This window comes from Agromyces laixinhei, assembly GCF_006337065.1.
Lineage (GTDB): Bacteria > Actinomycetota > Actinomycetes > Actinomycetales > Microbacteriaceae > Agromyces > Agromyces laixinhei.
Genome location: NZ_CP040872.1, coordinates 674839 through 690541, shown reverse-complemented (window position 1 = coordinate 690541; position 15703 = coordinate 674839). Strand labels below are relative to the sequence as shown.

The 15703-nt window shown below is 70.6% G+C and carries 21 protein-coding genes; 7 read left to right on the top strand and 14 right to left on the bottom strand.

Features of this window, described 5'->3' with window-relative positions:
- Positions 1 to 20 precede the first annotated feature (20 nt).
- Together FHG54_RS03285 and FHG54_RS03280 are read right to left on the bottom strand one after the other, a co-directional pair.
- The gene (locus FHG54_RS03285; protein ID WP_139416001.1) at positions 21 to 332 is read right to left on the bottom strand and encodes a hypothetical protein; all 312 of its coding nucleotides are present in this window, start codon (positions 330 to 332) and stop codon (positions 21 to 23) included.
- Positions 333 to 434: 102 nt separating this feature from the next.
- Positions 435 to 962 (bottom strand): adenine phosphoribosyltransferase, encoded by a 528-nt coding sequence (locus tag FHG54_RS03280; RefSeq protein ID WP_139416000.1) that lies wholly within the window; start codon positions 960 to 962, stop codon positions 435 to 437.
- 96 nt (positions 963 to 1058) lie between these two features.
- Here FHG54_RS03280 and FHG54_RS03275 point away from each other — a divergent pair, with 96 nt between their 5' ends.
- A complete protein-coding gene (locus tag FHG54_RS03275) occupies positions 1059 to 1520 on the top strand; it encodes a DUF3817 domain-containing protein (RefSeq protein WP_139415999.1) in 462 nt (153 codons plus the stop codon).
- A 24-nt stretch (positions 1521 to 1544) separates the two neighbouring features.
- Here the strand turns inward: FHG54_RS03275 and FHG54_RS03270 are convergent, their stop codons facing one another.
- Positions 1545 to 2744 carry an MFS transporter gene (locus tag FHG54_RS03270; RefSeq protein WP_139415998.1) on the bottom strand — a complete coding sequence of 400 codons (1200 nt, stop codon included), beginning with the start codon at positions 2742 to 2744 and terminating at the stop codon, positions 1545 to 1547.
- A gap of 204 nt (positions 2745 to 2948) precedes the next feature.
- Here FHG54_RS03270 and FHG54_RS03265 point away from each other — a divergent pair, with 204 nt between their 5' ends.
- The 5 genes from FHG54_RS03265 to FHG54_RS03245 all read left to right on the top strand — a co-directional run bounded on the left by FHG54_RS03265 (position 2949) and on the right by FHG54_RS03245 (position 7675).
- Positions 2949 to 3569, top strand: coding sequence for an RNA polymerase sigma factor (locus FHG54_RS03265; RefSeq protein WP_233437856.1), 621 nt, complete (start codon positions 2949 to 2951; stop codon positions 3567 to 3569).
- Positions 3559 to 4344 (top strand): hypothetical protein, encoded by a 786-nt coding sequence (locus FHG54_RS03260; RefSeq protein WP_139415997.1) that lies wholly within the window; start codon positions 3559 to 3561, stop codon positions 4342 to 4344. Before FHG54_RS03265 ends, FHG54_RS03260 begins: the two co-directional genes overlap by 11 nt.
- A gap of 96 nt (positions 4345 to 4440) precedes the next feature.
- Positions 4441 to 6774 (top strand): phosphoribosylformylglycinamidine synthase subunit PurL, encoded by a 2334-nt coding sequence (purL, locus tag FHG54_RS03255; RefSeq protein WP_233437855.1) that lies wholly within the window; start codon positions 4441 to 4443, stop codon positions 6772 to 6774.
- 35 nt (positions 6775 to 6809) lie between these two features.
- The gene (locus tag FHG54_RS03250) at positions 6810 to 7340 is read left to right on the top strand and encodes an NUDIX hydrolase (protein ID WP_233437854.1); all 531 of its coding nucleotides are present in this window, start codon (positions 6810 to 6812) and stop codon (positions 7338 to 7340) included.
- Positions 7341 to 7342: 2 nt separating this feature from the next.
- A complete protein-coding gene (locus FHG54_RS03245) occupies positions 7343 to 7675 on the top strand; it encodes a hypothetical protein (protein ID WP_139415996.1) in 333 nt (110 codons plus the stop codon).
- Here the strand turns inward: FHG54_RS03245 and FHG54_RS03240 are convergent.
- On the bottom strand, positions 7648 to 8313 hold the full coding sequence (locus FHG54_RS03240; protein WP_168197082.1) for a VIT1/CCC1 transporter family protein: 666 nt from the start codon (positions 8311 to 8313) through the stop codon (positions 7648 to 7650). The two genes, FHG54_RS03245 and FHG54_RS03240, sit on opposite strands and share 28 nt — an antisense overlap.
- 124 nt (positions 8314 to 8437) lie before the next feature.
- Between FHG54_RS03240 and FHG54_RS03235 the strand changes: the two genes are divergently transcribed.
- Positions 8438 to 8665 (top strand): PLDc N-terminal domain-containing protein, encoded by a 228-nt coding sequence (locus FHG54_RS03235; RefSeq protein WP_168197081.1) that lies wholly within the window; start codon positions 8438 to 8440, stop codon positions 8663 to 8665.
- 87 nt (positions 8666 to 8752) lie between these two features.
- Here FHG54_RS03235 and FHG54_RS03230 read toward each other — a convergent pair whose 3' ends face one another.
- The 10 genes from FHG54_RS03230 to FHG54_RS03185 all read right to left on the bottom strand — a co-directional run bounded on the left by FHG54_RS03230 (position 8753) and on the right by FHG54_RS03185 (position 15691).
- The gene (locus tag FHG54_RS03230; protein ID WP_139415993.1) at positions 8753 to 9292 is read right to left on the bottom strand and encodes a putative immunity protein; all 540 of its coding nucleotides are present in this window, start codon (positions 9290 to 9292) and stop codon (positions 8753 to 8755) included.
- Between the two features lie 15 nt (positions 9293 to 9307).
- Entirely contained in the window at positions 9308 to 10171 is an 864-nt protein-coding gene (gene erm, locus FHG54_RS03225) for a 23S ribosomal RNA methyltransferase Erm (RefSeq protein ID WP_139415992.1), read from the bottom strand.
- A gap of 215 nt (positions 10172 to 10386) precedes the next feature.
- Positions 10387 to 10950 (bottom strand): hypothetical protein, encoded by a 564-nt coding sequence (locus tag FHG54_RS03220; RefSeq protein ID WP_139415991.1) that lies wholly within the window; start codon positions 10948 to 10950, stop codon positions 10387 to 10389.
- Positions 10947 to 11366 carry a pilus assembly protein CpaE gene (locus tag FHG54_RS03215; RefSeq protein WP_139415990.1) on the bottom strand — a complete coding sequence of 140 codons (420 nt, stop codon included), beginning with the start codon at positions 11364 to 11366 and terminating at the stop codon, positions 10947 to 10949. Before FHG54_RS03215 ends, FHG54_RS03220 begins: the two co-directional genes overlap by 4 nt.
- On the bottom strand, positions 11363 to 12055 hold the full coding sequence (locus FHG54_RS03210; protein ID WP_139415989.1) for an endonuclease/exonuclease/phosphatase family protein: 693 nt from the start codon (positions 12053 to 12055) through the stop codon (positions 11363 to 11365). Before FHG54_RS03210 ends, FHG54_RS03215 begins: the two co-directional genes overlap by 4 nt.
- A 45-nt stretch (positions 12056 to 12100) precedes the next feature.
- Positions 12101 to 13264: an alcohol dehydrogenase catalytic domain-containing protein gene (locus tag FHG54_RS03205; protein ID WP_139415987.1), complete on the bottom strand. Its 1164-nt coding sequence runs from the start codon at positions 13262 to 13264 to the stop codon at positions 12101 to 12103.
- Between the two features lie 5 nt (positions 13265 to 13269).
- Complete coding sequence (locus FHG54_RS03200) at positions 13270 to 14070, bottom strand: HAD family hydrolase (RefSeq protein WP_139415985.1); 801 nt, start codon at positions 14068 to 14070, stop codon at positions 13270 to 13272.
- A gap of 153 nt (positions 14071 to 14223) precedes the next feature.
- Entirely contained in the window at positions 14224 to 14418 is a 195-nt protein-coding gene (locus FHG54_RS03195) for a hypothetical protein (protein WP_139415984.1), read from the bottom strand.
- Positions 14415 to 15350 carry an SDR family NAD(P)-dependent oxidoreductase gene (locus tag FHG54_RS03190; protein WP_139415983.1) on the bottom strand — a complete coding sequence of 312 codons (936 nt, stop codon included), beginning with the start codon at positions 15348 to 15350 and terminating at the stop codon, positions 14415 to 14417. The genes FHG54_RS03195 and FHG54_RS03190 overlap by 4 nt, the downstream gene beginning before the upstream one ends.
- Positions 15347 to 15691 carry a chorismate mutase gene (locus FHG54_RS03185; RefSeq protein WP_232331315.1) on the bottom strand — a complete coding sequence of 115 codons (345 nt, stop codon included), beginning with the start codon at positions 15689 to 15691 and terminating at the stop codon, positions 15347 to 15349. The genes FHG54_RS03190 and FHG54_RS03185 overlap by 4 nt, the downstream gene beginning before the upstream one ends.
- Positions 15692 to 15703 lie beyond the last annotated feature (12 nt).

Here is a 15703-nt window from a genome sequence, read left to right as displayed (position 1 = left end):
TCGCCTGTTCGTGCAAACGGTCAGCCGTCGGTGCTGCGCTCGAGCGGGTCGGGCAGCACCCAGCGCTTCGGGCGATCGCTCTCGGGAGGCTGCGAACGACCTCGGATGTAGAACATGACGAGGGATGCCGCGATGAGCGCGGTGCCGAGCGGAAGCACGAGTTGGCGGACCACGCCCAGCACCAACTCGAGGAACGAGAAGAGGGTCTGCCCCACTTCGCCGTCGGCCGAGAAGATCGAGTACATCAGTGGCGGGACGAACATGATCAGCAGCGCGCCGCCGACCGAGAGGGCGATGCCCCACCACAACGTTCGCTTGGGCATCGTGTCCATCCAGACCTCCTCGTTCGGTGGCGTCACCCTATCAGCGAGGCGCCGCGCGGAGTTCGGCGGATGACGCGGGGCCGCGACATCCGTTCGGCTCACTGAGCCGGCTCAGTACTGCAGGAGCGAGAAGATCTCGTAGCGATCGCCGAGCGCCGCGCGGCCGCCGAGGCCCTCGAGCTCGATGGCGACCGAGATGCCGGCGACCTGCCAGCCTGCGCGCTCGACGAGGCGTGCCGCGGCACCGACGGTGCCGCCCGTCGCGAGCACGTCGTCGACGATGAGCACGCGAGACCCCGGCGGCAGCTCGCCCTCGTGCACCTCGAGCGCGGCCGTGCCGTACTCGAGCGTGTAGTCCTCACGCAGCACCGCGCGCGGCAGCTTGCCGGCCTTGCGCACGGCGAGCACACCCGCTCCGCGGATCGCCGAGGCGGCGCCCGCGATGAGGAAGCCGCGAGCCTCGACGCCGCCGATCACGTCGAATGTGAACGGCTCGGTCAGGGCGGTGCCGAGTGCGTGCAGGCCCGGTCCGCTCGTGAACACCGGGGTCAGGTCGCGGAACGTCACACCGGGTTCGGGAAAATCGGGGATCGACGCGATGAGGCCCGAGACGAGTTCGCGTGCAGACTGCGGAGTCACCGGGCAAGGCTATCGCGGCGAATCAATCGTTCGGTCGATGCATCCGTTCAGGCGCGGCTGCGAGGATGGAAGCATCACCTGAACTCTGGAGCCCCTGTGTCACCGAAACGCCTCTACCGCGCCCTGGCCTTCGCCGAGGCCGTCACGTGGACGGTCCTGATCGTCGCGATGATCCTGAAGTACGCCGCGGGCGTCGAGTGGGCGGTGCTGGTCGGCGGGTCGATCCACGGGTTCGTGTTCCTGTCGTATGCGCTGACGGCCGTCATCATCGGTGTCAACCAGCGGTGGAACCTCGGCCGTATCGCGTTCGCCGTGCTCACCGCGATCGTGCCCTATGCGACCATCCCGTTCGAGCTGTGGCTCGTTCGCAAGGGCCACCTCGAGGGCGATTGGCGCCGCGAGAAGACCGACCACCCGGCCGATTCGAACTGGGTCAACGGGCTGCTGCGCTGGTTCCTCGCACGCCCGGTGCTGCTCGTCTCGCTTGCGGTCGTCGGCATCGCCGTCGTCTTCGCGGGCCTTCTCGTCATCGGCCCGCCCGGCGGCCGCGAGGCCTGATCCCCGCGCACCGCCGATGGCCCGTCAGCGGTGCATGCGGTTGACGAGTGCGGTCCAGACGAGCGTGATCGTCGAGCAGACGAGCAACGCGACGAACACCCACGGCAGTCCGCCGAGGCCGATGACCCCGAACAGGATCGCGCCGAGAAGCGCACCGGCGCCGATGCCGGTGTTGAAGGCCGTCGTATAGAAGGATGACGCGGCATCGCGGATGCGCGCCGACGCCGAGTGCAGCAAGCGGGTGTTGAGCATCGGCGGGAGCGCTCCGAACGCCGTGCCCCACAGGAGGAAGCACGCGATGCCGACGCCGGGCACCTGCGGGAAGAGCGCGAGCCCCGCGACACCGAGTCCGGTCGCGACGAGGGCCACCGCGAGCCCCACCGTCGGGCGGCGCCCGAGCACGGTTCCGGCGAGCACGAGGCCGACCGCGCCGGCGATGCCGTAGGCGAGCAGCATCGGGCTGATGGCGCTCGGCGCCAGGCCCATGACGTCGGTGATGAACGGCGCGACGTAGGTGTAGAAGGTGTAGGCGCCGACCATCGTCACCGCCGTGATCAGGCAGACGACGAGCACGGGCACGAAGGTGGCGTCGCTGCGCAGGCGGAGGGGCGCGGCATCCGCTTCGCCGGCATGGTGACGCACCGGCGGCAGGAACCGCCACACGAGCAGCGCTCCGAGCAGGGTGAGCGCGCCGATGGCGGCGAACGCGAGTCGCCAGCCGAACGCCTGGCCGAGCGCCGTGCCGAGCGGCACGCCGAGCACGAAGGCGAGCGAGCCGCCGGCGACGCTGATCGACACGGCACGGGCGAGCTGCTCTTTCGGCACGAGATGGCCGGCGTACGCACCGACGACCGACCAGAAGAGGCCGTGCGCCGCGCCGCCGACGACGCGGGTCGCGAGCACGGTGCCGTAGTTCGGCGCGAACGCGGTGAGCACACAGCTGAGCGACAGCACGGCGAGGGTGATGACGATGAGGGTGCGCCGCGGCATCCGCTTCGTGATCGCCGACAACGGCACCGTGAGCACGACGACCGTCGCGGCGAAGACCGTGACGAGCAGGCCGATGAGCGGCTCGCTCACCTCGAGCTCGCGGCTCATGTCGGGCAGCAGCCCGGTCGGGATCATCTCGATCGTGACCGAGAGGAAGACGGCAGCGGCGAGCACGATGAGGCCCAGCCACGGGAACGGCGGCGCAGGATGCACCGTGGGAATCGAAGAGGTCATGTGAGTGCCTGGACGAACGTCGCTCGTGTGGCGCGGGCGGGGCTCCGCAATTGCGCGAACGACCACGAGGACTGCGCGCCGATGTGCGCGCCCAGGGCCGTCGGGAATGCGACGACCGCGTTCAGTTTACCGGTTCGTCGCGTGAGGTTTCTGGATGCCGCGCAACAAGCATGGGCATGAGGCATCCGCCGCGCAGACGGGGTGTTGGGGCACTGCGTGTTACCTTTCCTGTTTCCACGACATATCTCAGTTGAGGAGGTGCACGTGGAGGATCACAGCAGCAGCGGTGACGGCGAACTGCTCGCCGATCTCGCGCGAGGCGAACGCCGAGCCTTGTCCATCCTGTTCGACCGCCATGCGGCGGCGGTGACCCGCTACGGGTGGGCGCTCGCGACGAGTCGGCAGGATCTCGAGGAGATCGTGCAGGACACGTTCATCACTCTGTGGCGCAGATCCGCCGAGATCGTCCTGCACGAGACATCCCTGCTGCCGTGGTTGCTCACCACATGCCGCTACCTCGCGGCCAACGCCGGCCGCAAGCACGCCCGCAACCACGCCGACGAGCTTCCCGATGAGGCCCTGCTCGATCACGCGCCGCATGCGCGCCGCGCCGCCGATGACGCCCGGGAGCAGTTGCGCTGGGTGTTCGACGAGATCGCGCGCCTCGAGCCGATCGATCGACGCGTCTGCGAACTGTGCCTGATCGAGGGCCTGACGTACGGGGAGGCCGCGAACGTGCTGGGCCTGTCGGTCCCGGCCGTCAAGCAACGAGTGCTGCGCAGTCGCGCGCGACTGAGGAAGGCGGTCGCCGCCGATGAGAACTGAGCCCCCGACCGGAGTTGACCTGGCGCGCCTGCTCGCGTCGATGAAGGAGCACGTGCTCGAGGAGACCGCACCCGATCGGCCTGCTCGTGCCCGCGAGGCGCGGATCCGGAATCGGATCATCGGTGTCGTCGCGAGCGTCGCGCTCCTGCTCGGCGCCGGCGCCGGCGCGGCCTTCGCGCTCGGCCTCTGGCAAGACGATCCCGGCACCACGAGCTCTGCCCCCGGGAGCACCTCCACCCCGCGTCCCTCGCCGACACCGACGGGCGCACCGTTCGTCACGCAGCCGCCCGCCGTGATCGCGACACCCGAACCGACTGGGAATGCGGATCGGATCCCGCACGACTGCGAGGAGATCTACACTCGCGACCTCACTCCCGACTTCCACGGCCTCACCCTGAACCCGGAGTGGACCAACGATCCGGCATCGTGGGGCGGGACGTACTTCGACGACGAGATCCAACACACCGCCACCTCGCAGTCCGCGATCACCTGCAAGTGGGCGTCGAACGGGCCGTCCGACCGTGGCCTGTTCACCGACATCGCCTACATCAGCCCGCTGCAGATGAACGAGTTGCCCGCCCGCCTGCAGCAGCTCGGACAGACCTGCTATACGGAGTTGCACGGCACCCGGTGCGTCTACGAGACCACGAGAACTGCGGACGGGAACGCTGGCGAATCCCACTTCTTCCGTGACGGGATCTGGATTGCGACCCACTGGGTCAACGCCGGCCCCGACGGGTACACGCACGACATCGTCGCAGCGCTCTTCGGCTAACACAGTCAGGCCCTGTCGCCGCGGCCGGTAGACTGACGGGGTCAGGCATCCGCCCCGCGGCATCCGCTCGCCGCCGTTCTCTGGAGCTCGCCACTCGTGACCACCAACACCCCCGAGACCATCGCTGCCCCCACGACCGCGGTGCTCGACACCGTCGAGGTCGCCGCGACGACACCCGAGAAGGAGCAGCCGTACACCGCACTGGGCCTGAAGCCAGACGAGTACGAGCGCATCCGCAACATCCTCGGCCGGCGCCCCACGAGCGCCGAGCTCGCGATGTACTCCGTCATGTGGAGCGAGCACTGCTCGTACAAGTCGTCGAAGGTGTACCTGAAGCAGTTCGGCAAGAAGGTCACGCCCGAGATGAAGAAGAACCTCATGGTGGGCATGGGTGAGAACGCGGGCGTCATCGACGTCGGCGAGGGTTGGGCGGTCACGTTCAAGATCGAGAGTCACAACCACCCGAGCTACATCGAGCCGTTCCAGGGCGCTGCGACCGGCGTCGGCGGCATCGTGCGCGACATCATCTCGATGGGCGCCCGCCCGGTCGCCGTCATGGACGCGCTTCGCTTCGGCGCGATCGACGACCCCGACACCGCGCGCGTCGTGCACGGCGTCGTCTCGGGCATCAGCTTCTACGGCAACTGCCTCGGCCTGCCGAACATCGGCGGCGAGACCTGGTTCGACCCGGTGTACCAGGCGAACCCGCTCGTGAACGCCCTCGCGGTCGGCGTCATGCGCCACGAAGACCTGCACCTCGCCAATGCCAAGGGCGCCGGCAACAAGGTCGTGCTCTTCGGGGCCCGCACGGGCGGCGACGGCATCGGCGGCGCGTCGATCCTCGCGTCCGACACGTTCGCCGAGGGCGGCCCGACCAAGCGCCCCGCAGTGCAGGTCGGCGACCCCTTCGCCGAGAAGGTGCTCATCGAATGCTGCCTCGAGCTGTTCGCGGGTGACCTCGTCGAGGGCATCCAAGACCTCGGTGCAGCGGGCATCTCGTGCGCCACCTCAGAACTCGCATCGAACGGCGACGGCGGCATGGCCATCGTGCTCGACGACGTGCTGCTGCGCGACCCCACGCTCACGCCCGAAGAGATCCTCATGAGCGAGAGCCAGGAGCGCATGATGGCGATCGTGCGCCCCGAGAAGCTCGACGGCTTCCTCGAGGTCGTCAAGAAGTGGGACGTCGAGACGAGCGTGCTCGGCGAGGTCACCGACACGGGTCGCCTGAGCATCATGTGGCACGGCCAGGAGATCGTGAACGTCGACCCGCGCACCGTCGCCGTCGACGGCCCGGTGTACGAGCGCCCGGTCGCCTACCCGACCTGGATCGACGCACTGCAGGCCGACACGGCCGCGAAGCTCGACCGCCCGGCCACGCCCGACGAGATCCGCGCTCAGTTCCTGCAGCTCGTCGGCTCGGCGAACCAGGCCGACGCCGCGTGGGTCACGAACCAGTACGACAAGTACGTGCTCGGCAACACCGCGCTCAGCTATCCCGACGACGCGGGCATGGTGCGCGTCGACGAGGAGTCGGGCCTCGGCGTCGCGGTCGCGACCGACGCCAACGGCCGCTACTCGCAGCTCGACCCGCGCCAGGGCGCGAAGCTCGCCCTTGCCGAGGCGTACCGCAACGTCGCCGTCTCGGGTGCCGTTCCCATGGGCGTCTCCGACTGCCTGAACTTCGGCTCCCCCGAGAACCCCGAGGTCATGTGGCAGTTCTCCGAGACCGTCGAAGGCCTCAGTGACGGATGCCTCGAGCTCGGCATTCCCGTGACGGGCGGCAACGTCTCGTTCTACAACCAGACCGGCGACGTGCCGATCCACCCGACGCCGGTCATCGCCGTGCTCGGCGTGATCGACGACGTGGCCCGCCGCATCCCGAGCGGCTGGCAGGACGACGGCCACAACATCTACCTGCTCGGCGACACCGCGCTCGAGCTCGACGGCTCCGCATGGGCCGGCGTCGTGCACGGCCACCTCGGCGGACGCCCGCCGGCCGTCGACCTCGCCGGCGAGAAGCGCCTCGCCGAGCTGCTGAGCGCCGCGGCGATCGAGGGCCTCATCGACTCGGCGCACGACCTCTCCGACGGCGGCCTCGCGATCGCGCTCGCCGAGGCGGTCGGCCGCTTCGGCATCGGTGCCCGTGTCGTGCTCGACGAGGTCGCCGGAGACGCCGGCATCGACCTCGCGACCGCGCTCTTCTCGGAGTCGACGGGCCGCGTCATCGTGACGGTGCCGCGTGAAGACGACGTGAAGTTCCGCGGTCTCTGCGAGGGGCGCGACTACCCCGTGCGCCGCATCGGCGTGACGGATGCGACATCCGGTGCGCTCGAGGTGCAGGGCGTGTTCACGGTCTCGATCGACGAACTGCGGGGCGTCAACCGCGCTCCGCTCGCCGACGCGTTCGGCCCCGTCGTCGGATACTGAGCACACGCAGAGCCTGACGAGCGGATGCCGCGGCGATGACCGATGACGTGACGATGGCGGGTGCCGCATCCGCCGCGCCCGCCGAGTCGTACACCGAGGCGTACGCGGCATCGCACGGGCGCTTCGCGGTCATCCCGGCTGCCTACGTCGTGCCCCGGCGCGGCGACGAGGTGCTGCTGCAACTGCGCCGCGGCACCGGCTACTTCGACGAGCACTGGGCGTGCGGCGCTGCCGGCCATGTCGAGCAGGGCGAGTCGCTGCTCGCCGCGGCCGCGCGCGAGACGCTCGAGGAGCTCGGTGTCGAACTCGACGAGTCGGAGCTCACGGTGCTCACCGTCATGCACCGCACGGGCGGCGCACCGCACCGAGCGATCGAGGAGCGCATCGACGTCTTCTTCAGCGCGACCGAGTGGCGCGGTGAGCCGAGGCTCATGGAGGACAAGGCGGCCGAGCTCGCCTGGTTCCCACTCGACGCCCTGCCCGTGCCCGTCGTGCCGCACGAGCTCGCCGTACTCGAGGCCCTGCGCGACGGCCGCCTCGACCCGATCACGCCGTACGGGTTCTGAAGATGGCTCCCGAGTCGTGGCCGCTCGCCCTGATCTGGGTGCCGGTCGTGCTGCTCGCGATCGCGATCATCGTCGGCTTCGTCGTGCGCTGGATCCGCGCGCCGCACGGCACGCGCTCACGCCTGCGGCACGCGCTCGGGCCGCTCATGAGCGCCGGCGAGAAGTACCAGGAGCTGCACACCGGACAGCGAGGCCTGCAGGACTCGATCATCGAGGCCGTGCAGGAACAGGAGTCGCAGGGTTCGGAGCGCGGCACCGGCGACGGTGAACACGGACGCGACGGCGAAGCCCCGGGCGGCGACGCCGGTCAGAACACGACGAGACCGACCAGGTAGCTGAGCCCCATCGTCGCCACGCCGATGCCGATCGTGCGACGGAGCGCCCGGGGCACCGACGTGCGCGCAGACAGTGCGATGAGCACGCTCGTCACGGTGAGCGAGATCAGGGTCGCGGCCGCGACGGCCCACTCCTCCCACGCGGCCGGGTACGCGAGCAGCATGAGGAGCGGGAGCAGCGAGCCTGTGGCGAGCGCCGCCGCGTTCCCCAGCGCCCCGAGCACCGGGCGCGACCGCGGCATGGGCTCGTCGATGCCGTGCTCGGCCTCGAGCTGCGCCCCGACCGCGTCGTGGGCGTGCATCTGCTGCGCGACACCCCGCGCCAGATCGCGTGAGACGCCGCGCTCGACGAAGTGCGCGGCGAGGTCGTCGAGGTCGTCGCTCGCATCCTCCCGGATGTCGTGCGCCGTCTCGGCGATGAGCGCCCGTTCGGCGTCGCGCTCGGCCGCGAGCTCGGCGTACTTCGCCCCGAAGCCCGCGACCGACCCCGCGACGAGCGCCGAGAGCGAGGCGACGAGCAGCGTCGTGCTCGAGGCGCCCGCTCCGGCGAAGCCGAGCAGCACTCCGGCGGTGCCGATGATGCCGTCGTTCGCCGCGACGGCGAAGTCCCGCGCGGCATCCGAGCGGTACCACCGCATGCGCCCTCCCCTGCGCCGTGCACCCATTCTGGCGTGAGGGCGAGCGGATGCCGCGCGCATGGCGGTAACCTGTCGACAACGATCGGGGCCCGAGCTCCCGACCACCGGCGAACGGAGCGCGACGATGGACGGCATCCTCGGCTGGAACGTGCTCGCGGCGGTCGTCGCCATCGGCTATCTCGCCGTCATCGTCTGGGTCGTGTCGCGGATCTTCCGAACCGAGGAGCTGAACGAGCTCGAGCGCTGGGTGTGGGCGATCGCAGTGATCTGCTTCCCACTCGTCGGCTCGATCGTGTGGTTCGCCGCCGGGCCGCACCCCTTCGGCATCCGCATCAGCCGCGACCAGCGGTAGCCGAGCGACTCAGCCACACCTCGGCTCGGAGATCACAATCGACTCAGCTGGTCTGGGCTGAGCAGAGCCGGCACCTACTCTGCCCCCTCAGCGAGGGAGTCGCAGCGACGAGTCCAGGGACTTCATGAGGAGCCCGGAGCGACCCGTACCGCTGGGCGCGAGCGGATATCGAGTGAGGACGTCGATCAGGACCGGCGTCGCCCGCAACCGGGCCTGCTCGATGAACGCCGCCCCCGCCTCCGGATCATCACCGGCGATCAGCTCGACCGCACGCGCTGCATGCGCGGCTGCACCGAGAACATGGCCGACCTGGGTGGCTTTCGCGAGCGGGTGCAGGTAGGCCGCCGCCGCCGCGTCACCGGCAGCGCGCGCTGCATGCTGGGCAGCCTCGTCAGCCACCTCCTTCGCTGCTCGGTGCGCGTCGATCGCCGTGGTGCGCTGCAGATTGGTGCGTGCGCCCCCGTCGACGAAGGCCCTGGCGGCCTCAATGGCCGCGCGCGGCCGGTGATCCTCAGGACGCACCGCCTCGAACACGTGGAGCGTCATCAAGGCACTCTCCATCGCGAATCGAGCCACGACTCGCAGCTCGTCCAGCGTCAGCTCGAAATCACCCGGTCCCGTCGTCACGGCCATCATTCTGCCTCACCCCCGATCCCCTGGGGCGGAGCGCACTCCGGCCCAGAGCGCAGCCCACTGCGGCCCGGTGAGCCGACTCGGCAGCACATCCGTGCCGACGCCGACGGTGCGGAGGAGCCCGGCCACCCGATCGGCGCGCAGCGGCCGCGACATGCGACGGAGGATCTGGGCGAGCCCGCGCCCCTTCCCTTGATAGACCTCGGCGACGAACGCCTGATACGCCGCGGTGTCGGCTGTCGGCACGAGCGGCTCGGAGCGCCGCTCGATCGTGAAGACACCGCCGTCGACCGACGGTGCCGGCCGGAACGCGCGCGCCGGCACGCGGTCGCGCAGCCGGAACGTGAACCACGGATCCCACTGGGCCGTGAGCAGGCTCGAGCCGCCGACCCCGCAGCGACGCCGCGCGACCTCCCACTGGGTGAGCAGAACGGCGTCGGTCCAGTGGCCGCGCGCGAGGAGCGACCTCATGATGGCCGTCGTGAGATGGAACGGCACGTTGCCGACGATGGCATGGGGCGCCGCAGGGTAGCGCCACGAGAGTGCATCGGCCTCGATGATCGTGACGTCGGGGCCGCGGCCGAGTTCGCGACGAAGCCGGTCGGCCCGGCGCCGGTCGATCTCGAGCGCGGTGAGCGGCCGGCCGAGACCCGCGAGCTCGCGCGTGATCGCGCCGCTGCCGGCCCCGAGCTCGACGATCGGGCCCTGCGTCGCGGCGGTCAGCGAGACGAGCCGGTCGACGACACGACGATCGACGAGGAAGTTCTGGCCGAGCTCGTGCCGGCCCCCGACGTCAGGGCCGAGAGAGCGGTCGGATCGGAAAGGACGAGACGGACGTGTGGAACGAGAAGAAGAAGAATTGTGCGTGCGCAATGATGACTCCGCTGGCGAGGATCGTCAGCCGGGCGCCGAAGGAGCACCGCGGCCAGGGTCATTGGCCGAGGCGGAGGGACGCGTGAAGGTTCGGTCGCTCCGCCTCAGGCGGTGCGGGGCCGAATGATCATTGCCGAGAAATTGCAGGACACGATCGTCGACCCTAGCAAACGAGCGCGCGACGCGCAGGGGCCGCGCGACGGCGCGCGACGCGCTCAGGCGCCCGCAGGCGGGTTCGTGAGCAGCTCGATGCGGTCGGCGAGGTAGCCGTCGAGGGCGGCGAGCGCGCCGGGCTGCGTCGGGCTCCAGCGCACGAACAGCTCATCGCCGACCACCACGAGCGGGCCGGATGCCCCGGACCGCACGAGCCCGACGGGGTCGACCGGCACGGCGCCGAAGTTCACGGTCTCACCCTCGGCGAAGCCGCCCTTCACGGCGGCAGCCGCGTAGCCCCGCTGCTCGGCGATGGCCGCAGCGGGGGTGCTCCGGCGGGCAGGTCGTTCGGCGCGCACGACGCGACCCGTTGCGAACAGCCGCCCCTCGGCGTCGATGAGCAGCACCCCGAGCCGCCAGACGCGGCCGATCGGGGTCATCCGCGCGGCCCGCCGCACACCGAACGTGCGCCGCTCGGGCACGTACTCGGCGAGCGCCTCATCGCGAGCGGCGTGCCGGCCGAGTTCGGCGGCCGCAGCCGAAGCGGCATCGACGAGCGGCCGCAGCACCTGCAGCGCCTCCGACGATTGCGAAGGAGACGGCCCGGGCGCCGAGGCATCCGTCATCGCGACCGCCCGATGAGTTCGAGCAGCGCGAGGCCGTACGCCTCGGCGACCTCGGGATGCTCGAAGCGACGCGGCTCGCCGCCGAGTTCGATCTCGACCTCGAACGCGTCGTCGAGGCGTCGCAGTGCGCGGAAGGCTCCGCGCAGCAGCTCACGCAACTGGTCTTCGCGCGGCAGCCACACCACGTCGCCGATCGAGACGGAGTCGAGCGCCCACTCGGTCGTGCCGTTGAAGCCGAGCACCGTGTCGCTCGAGAACGCCTGCGGCTCGATCGTCATCTCGCTGACCGTGAACACGTCGGCCTCGACCTCGGACTCGACGGCATCGGGCAGGTCGAGCTGGAATCGGTCGCCTGACTCCGGGTGCCACACGAGCCCGGCGTCACGCAGCGCGAGCGCGAGCTCGCGACCGATCATGGAGCGCTCGCGACGGCCGGCACGCCGTATTCGGCGTCGACGAGGATCGGCATGTGGTCGGATGAGCCGCGCGCGAGCGTCTCGACACCGGCGATGTCGAATCCGACCGAGGTCGCGAGGTCGAAGTGCCCGCGGAAGAACTTGTACCGCGTGTACGTGCGCTTGTCGCTGAGCGTCAGATCGTAACCCGAGTCGCGCACCTTCTCGCCGAGGTTCTCCTTGAAGATCGGGTAGTTGTAGTCGCCGACCATGAGCGTCGGCAGACCCGGCCCGAGGAACTGCAGCTCGCCGAGCGCCGAGTGGATCTGGTGGCGCCGCAACGAGTTCAGCGCGGTCAACGGTGCGGCGTGGAAGGAGGCGACGATCAGCTCGCGCTGCGCCTCGCGATCGAAGAGACGCACGCCGATGAGACGCTCGTGTGCGGGCCGCAGCAGCCGGTCGTGCAACGACTTCTTGAGCGCGAACGACTGGATGCGCCGTGCCTCGTAGCGGTCACCGCGGTAGTAGAGCGCGAGGCCGAGGCGGTTGCGCTGGGTCGCATCGGCCAGCTGGAGGTCGTGGATCTGCTGCGGAAGATCTTGCGTGTCGCACTCCTGCAGGCACAGGATGTCGGGCGAGAACCGCTCGACGAGACCGACGAGTTCGCCGACTGCACGGTGCTTGCGAAGGTTGTAACTGATCACGTGCATGATTCGATCAGCCTACGTCTCTCGCGGCATCGCGCGATTCACGATTCAGCTCGACTTGCGTCCGGGCGCCACGCCGACGCGCACGTGCAGGCCGGTCGCGGCCTCCTCGAGCGCGAGGTCGAGTTCGGCGAGCGGATGCGTCACCCCCACGAGCTCGTCGAACGGCAGCAGCTGCCACGCCCGCTCGAGAAACTCGACGGCACGCACGAGCTGGCCCGCCGTGTAGTTGTGCACCCCGGTCACGGTGACTACACGCCGCACGATCGCCTCGGGGTCGAGGCTCACCTCCGACCCGGGCGAGACGCTGCCGACGAGCACCACGATGCCGCCGACCCCGACGACCCCCAGCACCGTGCGCACCGCCGCGGCCGTGCCGGATGCCTCGACGGCGACGAGCACCTCGGGGAACCCACGTGCGGCCAAGCCGGCGAGCACCGTGTCGAGGCGGTCGGGCGAGGAGCCTCTGGCGGTGGGGTCGGCCGTGACGGCGCCGAGCCGCCCGGCGAACGCACGCCGCGCGGCATCCGGGTCGGCGACGACGACCTCGGCGCCCGCCTCGATCGCCATGGCCGCGACGCTCAGCCCGATCATGCCGGCGCCGGTGACGAGCACGAGGGCTCCGTCGAGGTCGACCTCCTCCGCAGCGGCTTCGAGTGCGGCGACCGCCGTGGCCGTCGCACACGACGCGGGTGCCGCGATGGCCGCGGGCATCGACTCGCTGACGCGCACGGTCGCGGTGCCGGCGCGCAATTGCACGTGGGTCGCGAATCCGCCCGACAGCTCCCAGCCGCGGTGCACGCGCTCGTGCCCGTACTTGGCGAGCGAGCGGCACTTCTGCGTGAATCCCCTGCGGCAGCGGTCGCAGTCGCCGCAGCTGACGGTGACCGACCAGACGACGCGATCGCCGAGTTCGAGCCGGGTGCCGTCTGCCCGCAGTGCGCCGTCGCCGACCGCGACGACGCGCCCGACCTGCTCGTGCCCGAGCACGAGCGGCGCAGACGCCGAGCGACGGCCGGTCACGGTGTGCACGTCGGAACCGCAGATCGTCGCGAGCTCGACCTCGACGAGCGCCTCCCCCGCGGCGACCCGCACGCCGGGAGCGGCGAGCGCCTCGTGCGGCCGCCCCGGTTCGTACCAGACCATCGCCACCGGCGAGGGCTTGACGATGATGTCGACGTCGCTGACCCGCACGACGGTGTGCATCGTCATGGCCGTTACTCGCCGCGGAGGCCGAGCAGCGCGGGCAGCTCGGCGATGCTGTCGATCACGGCGTCGGCGCCGGCGGCCTCGAGCACGTCACGCTCGTGGGCGCCGCTCAGCACGCCGACGACGAACCCGGCGCCCGCGTTGACGCCTGATTCGACATCGCTCACGGTGTCGCCGACGGCGACCATCGCGTCGACCGCGGTCGCCCCGGTGCGCAGCAGTGCGGTGAGCGGCAGGTCGGGGTGCGGGCGCCCGCGTCCGACGTCGGCCGGCGAGAGCAGCGCGTCGGCGAGGTCGTTCCAGCCGAGCGCGTCGATGATCGCGGTGCGGGTCTCCGGCGAGAAACCGGTGGTGAGCACGACGGATGCGCCGGCCCCGCGCAGCTCCCTGATGACGTCTGCCGCACCAGCGATCTCGGCGACGCCCTCGCTCGCGATGAGCTCGGCGTATGCGCCCTCGAAGGCCAGGTTCGCCCGCTGCGCGGCATCCTCGTCGGCGCCGGCGAGCACCCGGAACACCTCGATCTCCGACCGTCCCATGGTGGCCCGCACATACTCGAGCGCGGCTTCGAGATCGTCACCGGTGACGATGCCGCTGCGCTCGGCGGCGAGCGCGATTGCGCGCTCCACGACGCCGCCGTCGGCGACGGTCGTGCCGGCCATGTCGAGCACGATCAGCTCGATGTCAGACAGCTCAGGAGCGTCGTCGTCGAGGTCGAGCTCATCGGCGAGCTCAGCGACCAGGTCGTCGACGGACGGGTCGTCGCTGGAGGGCTCGTCGACCGTGCGATCGATCGTGTGCGAGTTCATGGTCTGCCTTTCTGCGGGGGCCGCTGTGCCCGGTGCAGGCGCTTGCTGTGTTCCGATGGCCAAGGTAGGCAGCGGCAGCCAACGGACGGCGGCGGCCGGGTTACGCGGAGGTGAACCGCGTGCGGCGGGTCCCAGACGGCTGTGTGCGCCGGATCAGCGACGGATGCGCGCGGGCCCCATCGCCGCGCCCAGGCCGACCACGATGATGCCGGCGAAGAGCCAGCCGTAGCGGCCCGAGACGATGCCGATCACGGCGAGCACGATGCCGACGGCGACGACGACCCTCGAGAGAATGCGGCGCACCTTCGGTCGCGCGAAGAAACCGGGCCGCCCTGCCGGATCGCTCATGCGGCGACGGTGAACGTCGTGCCGGTGGCGGCTTCGGCGAAGGCCCAGAAGCGAGCGCCGATCGCGGCATCCGTCGAGGTGCGGGTCGGACGCTGCAGCGTCGGCGCACCCTTCGTCGACCAGCGCGGCCCCCAGAACTGGCCGCCCTCGACCCCGGGCGCGGTGAGCGCGTGCAGCGTGACCTCGGCTCCGCGGTGCTTGCCCTGCGCCCACACGCCCTGCAGTGCATCGGCGAAGCGAGCGCCGGGCGCCGGCTCGTTGACGCCCGGCACCTGCGGCGTGCGGCCGCTGATGGAATAGCCCGGGTGGGCGACGAGGCTCGAGACCGGTGCCGATCGAGTGGCCCCCGTCGCCGCCCGAAGCCGCCGGTCGAGTTCGAAGGCGAAGACCTGCGCCGCGATCTTCGACTGCGCGTACGCACGCCAGAAGTCGTAGCCGCGCTCGAGTTGCAGGTCGTCGAGGCGGAACGTCGAGAGCCGGCTCGAGAGGGAACCGAGCGAGACGATGCGGGCGCCGGGCGCGAGGTTCGGCAGCAGCCTGGCGAGCAGCGCGAAGTGCCCGAGCACGTTGGTGGCGAGCACGAGTTCGTTGCCATCGGGCGACTCGAGGCGGGCGCCCGGCGTGTGCACCATGCCCGCGTTCATCACGACGCCGTCGAACGACGGGCGGTGCAGCAGCCGGCGGGCACCGGCGTGCACCGAGTCGAGCGAGGCCACGTCGATGACGAGCGGTTCGACGGATGCCTCGGGGCGCGCGCCGCGGATCGCCGCCATCGCCGCCTCGAGCCGCTCGGGGCTGCGCCCGACGAGCACGACATGCGCGCCGGCGCCGGCGAGCCTGGCCGCCGTGAAGAAGCCGAGCCCGGCGTTCGCGCCGGTCACGAGGTATCGCTTGCCCGACAGCGACGGCAGGGCAGTGGGGTACCAGCTCACCGTTCGTCGCCGGCCGTGCCCGGCGCGCCGCCCGCGAGCGCTTCGTGATGGTGGATCACCTCGGCGACGACGAAGTTGAACCACTTCTCGGCGAACGCGGGGTCGAGGTGCGCGTCGATCGCGAGACCCCGGAGCCGGGCGATCTGACGGCGCTCGCGCTCGGGGTCCGCCGGCGGCAGGCCGTGAGCCGCCTTCAGCCGGCCGACCTGCTGGGTGAACTTGAACCGTTCGGCGAGCAGGTGGATGAGGGCCGCGTCGATGTTGTCGATGCTCGATCGGATGCCGAGGAGTTCACTCATCGCGGCATCACGTTCACGGTCGTCTGCGGGCCCGTCAGTCATGCTTCGAGCGTA

Bases quoted from the DNA above. Each gene is read 5' to 3' on its own strand.
- FHG54_RS03285 (WP_139416001.1), bottom strand. From the start codon at position 332: ATGGACACGATGCCCAAGCGAACGTTGTGGTGGGGCATCGCCCTCTCG.
- FHG54_RS03270 (WP_139415998.1), bottom strand. From the start codon at position 2,744: ATGACCTCTTCGATTCCCACGGTGCATCCTGCGCCGCCGTTCCCGTGG.
- FHG54_RS03260 (WP_139415997.1), top strand. From the start codon at position 3,559: ATGAGAACTGAGCCCCCGACCGGAGTTGACCTGGCGCGCCTGCTCGCG.
- FHG54_RS03250 (WP_233437854.1), top strand. From the start codon at position 6,810: ATGACCGATGACGTGACGATGGCGGGTGCCGCATCCGCCGCGCCCGCC.
- FHG54_RS03245 (WP_139415996.1), top strand. From the start codon at position 7,343: ATGGCTCCCGAGTCGTGGCCGCTCGCCCTGATCTGGGTGCCGGTCGTG.
- FHG54_RS03240 (WP_168197082.1), bottom strand. From the start codon at position 8,313: ATGCGGTGGTACCGCTCGGATGCCGCGCGGGACTTCGCCGTCGCGGCG.
- FHG54_RS03235 (WP_168197081.1), top strand. From the start codon at position 8,438: ATGGACGGCATCCTCGGCTGGAACGTGCTCGCGGCGGTCGTCGCCATC.
- FHG54_RS03220 (WP_139415991.1), bottom strand. From the start codon at position 10,950: ATGACGGATGCCTCGGCGCCCGGGCCGTCTCCTTCGCAATCGTCGGAG.
- FHG54_RS03215 (WP_139415990.1), bottom strand. From the start codon at position 11,366: ATGATCGGTCGCGAGCTCGCGCTCGCGCTGCGTGACGCCGGGCTCGTG.
- FHG54_RS03210 (WP_139415989.1), bottom strand. From the start codon at position 12,055: ATGCACGTGATCAGTTACAACCTTCGCAAGCACCGTGCAGTCGGCGAA.
- FHG54_RS03205 (WP_139415987.1), bottom strand. From the start codon at position 13,264: ATGACGATGCACACCGTCGTGCGGGTCAGCGACGTCGACATCATCGTC.
- FHG54_RS03200 (WP_139415985.1), bottom strand. From the start codon at position 14,070: ATGAACTCGCACACGATCGATCGCACGGTCGACGAGCCCTCCAGCGAC.
- FHG54_RS03195 (WP_139415984.1), bottom strand. From the start codon at position 14,418: ATGAGCGATCCGGCAGGGCGGCCCGGTTTCTTCGCGCGACCGAAGGTG.
- FHG54_RS03185 (WP_232331315.1), bottom strand. From the start codon at position 15,691: ATGACTGACGGGCCCGCAGACGACCGTGAACGTGATGCCGCGATGAGT.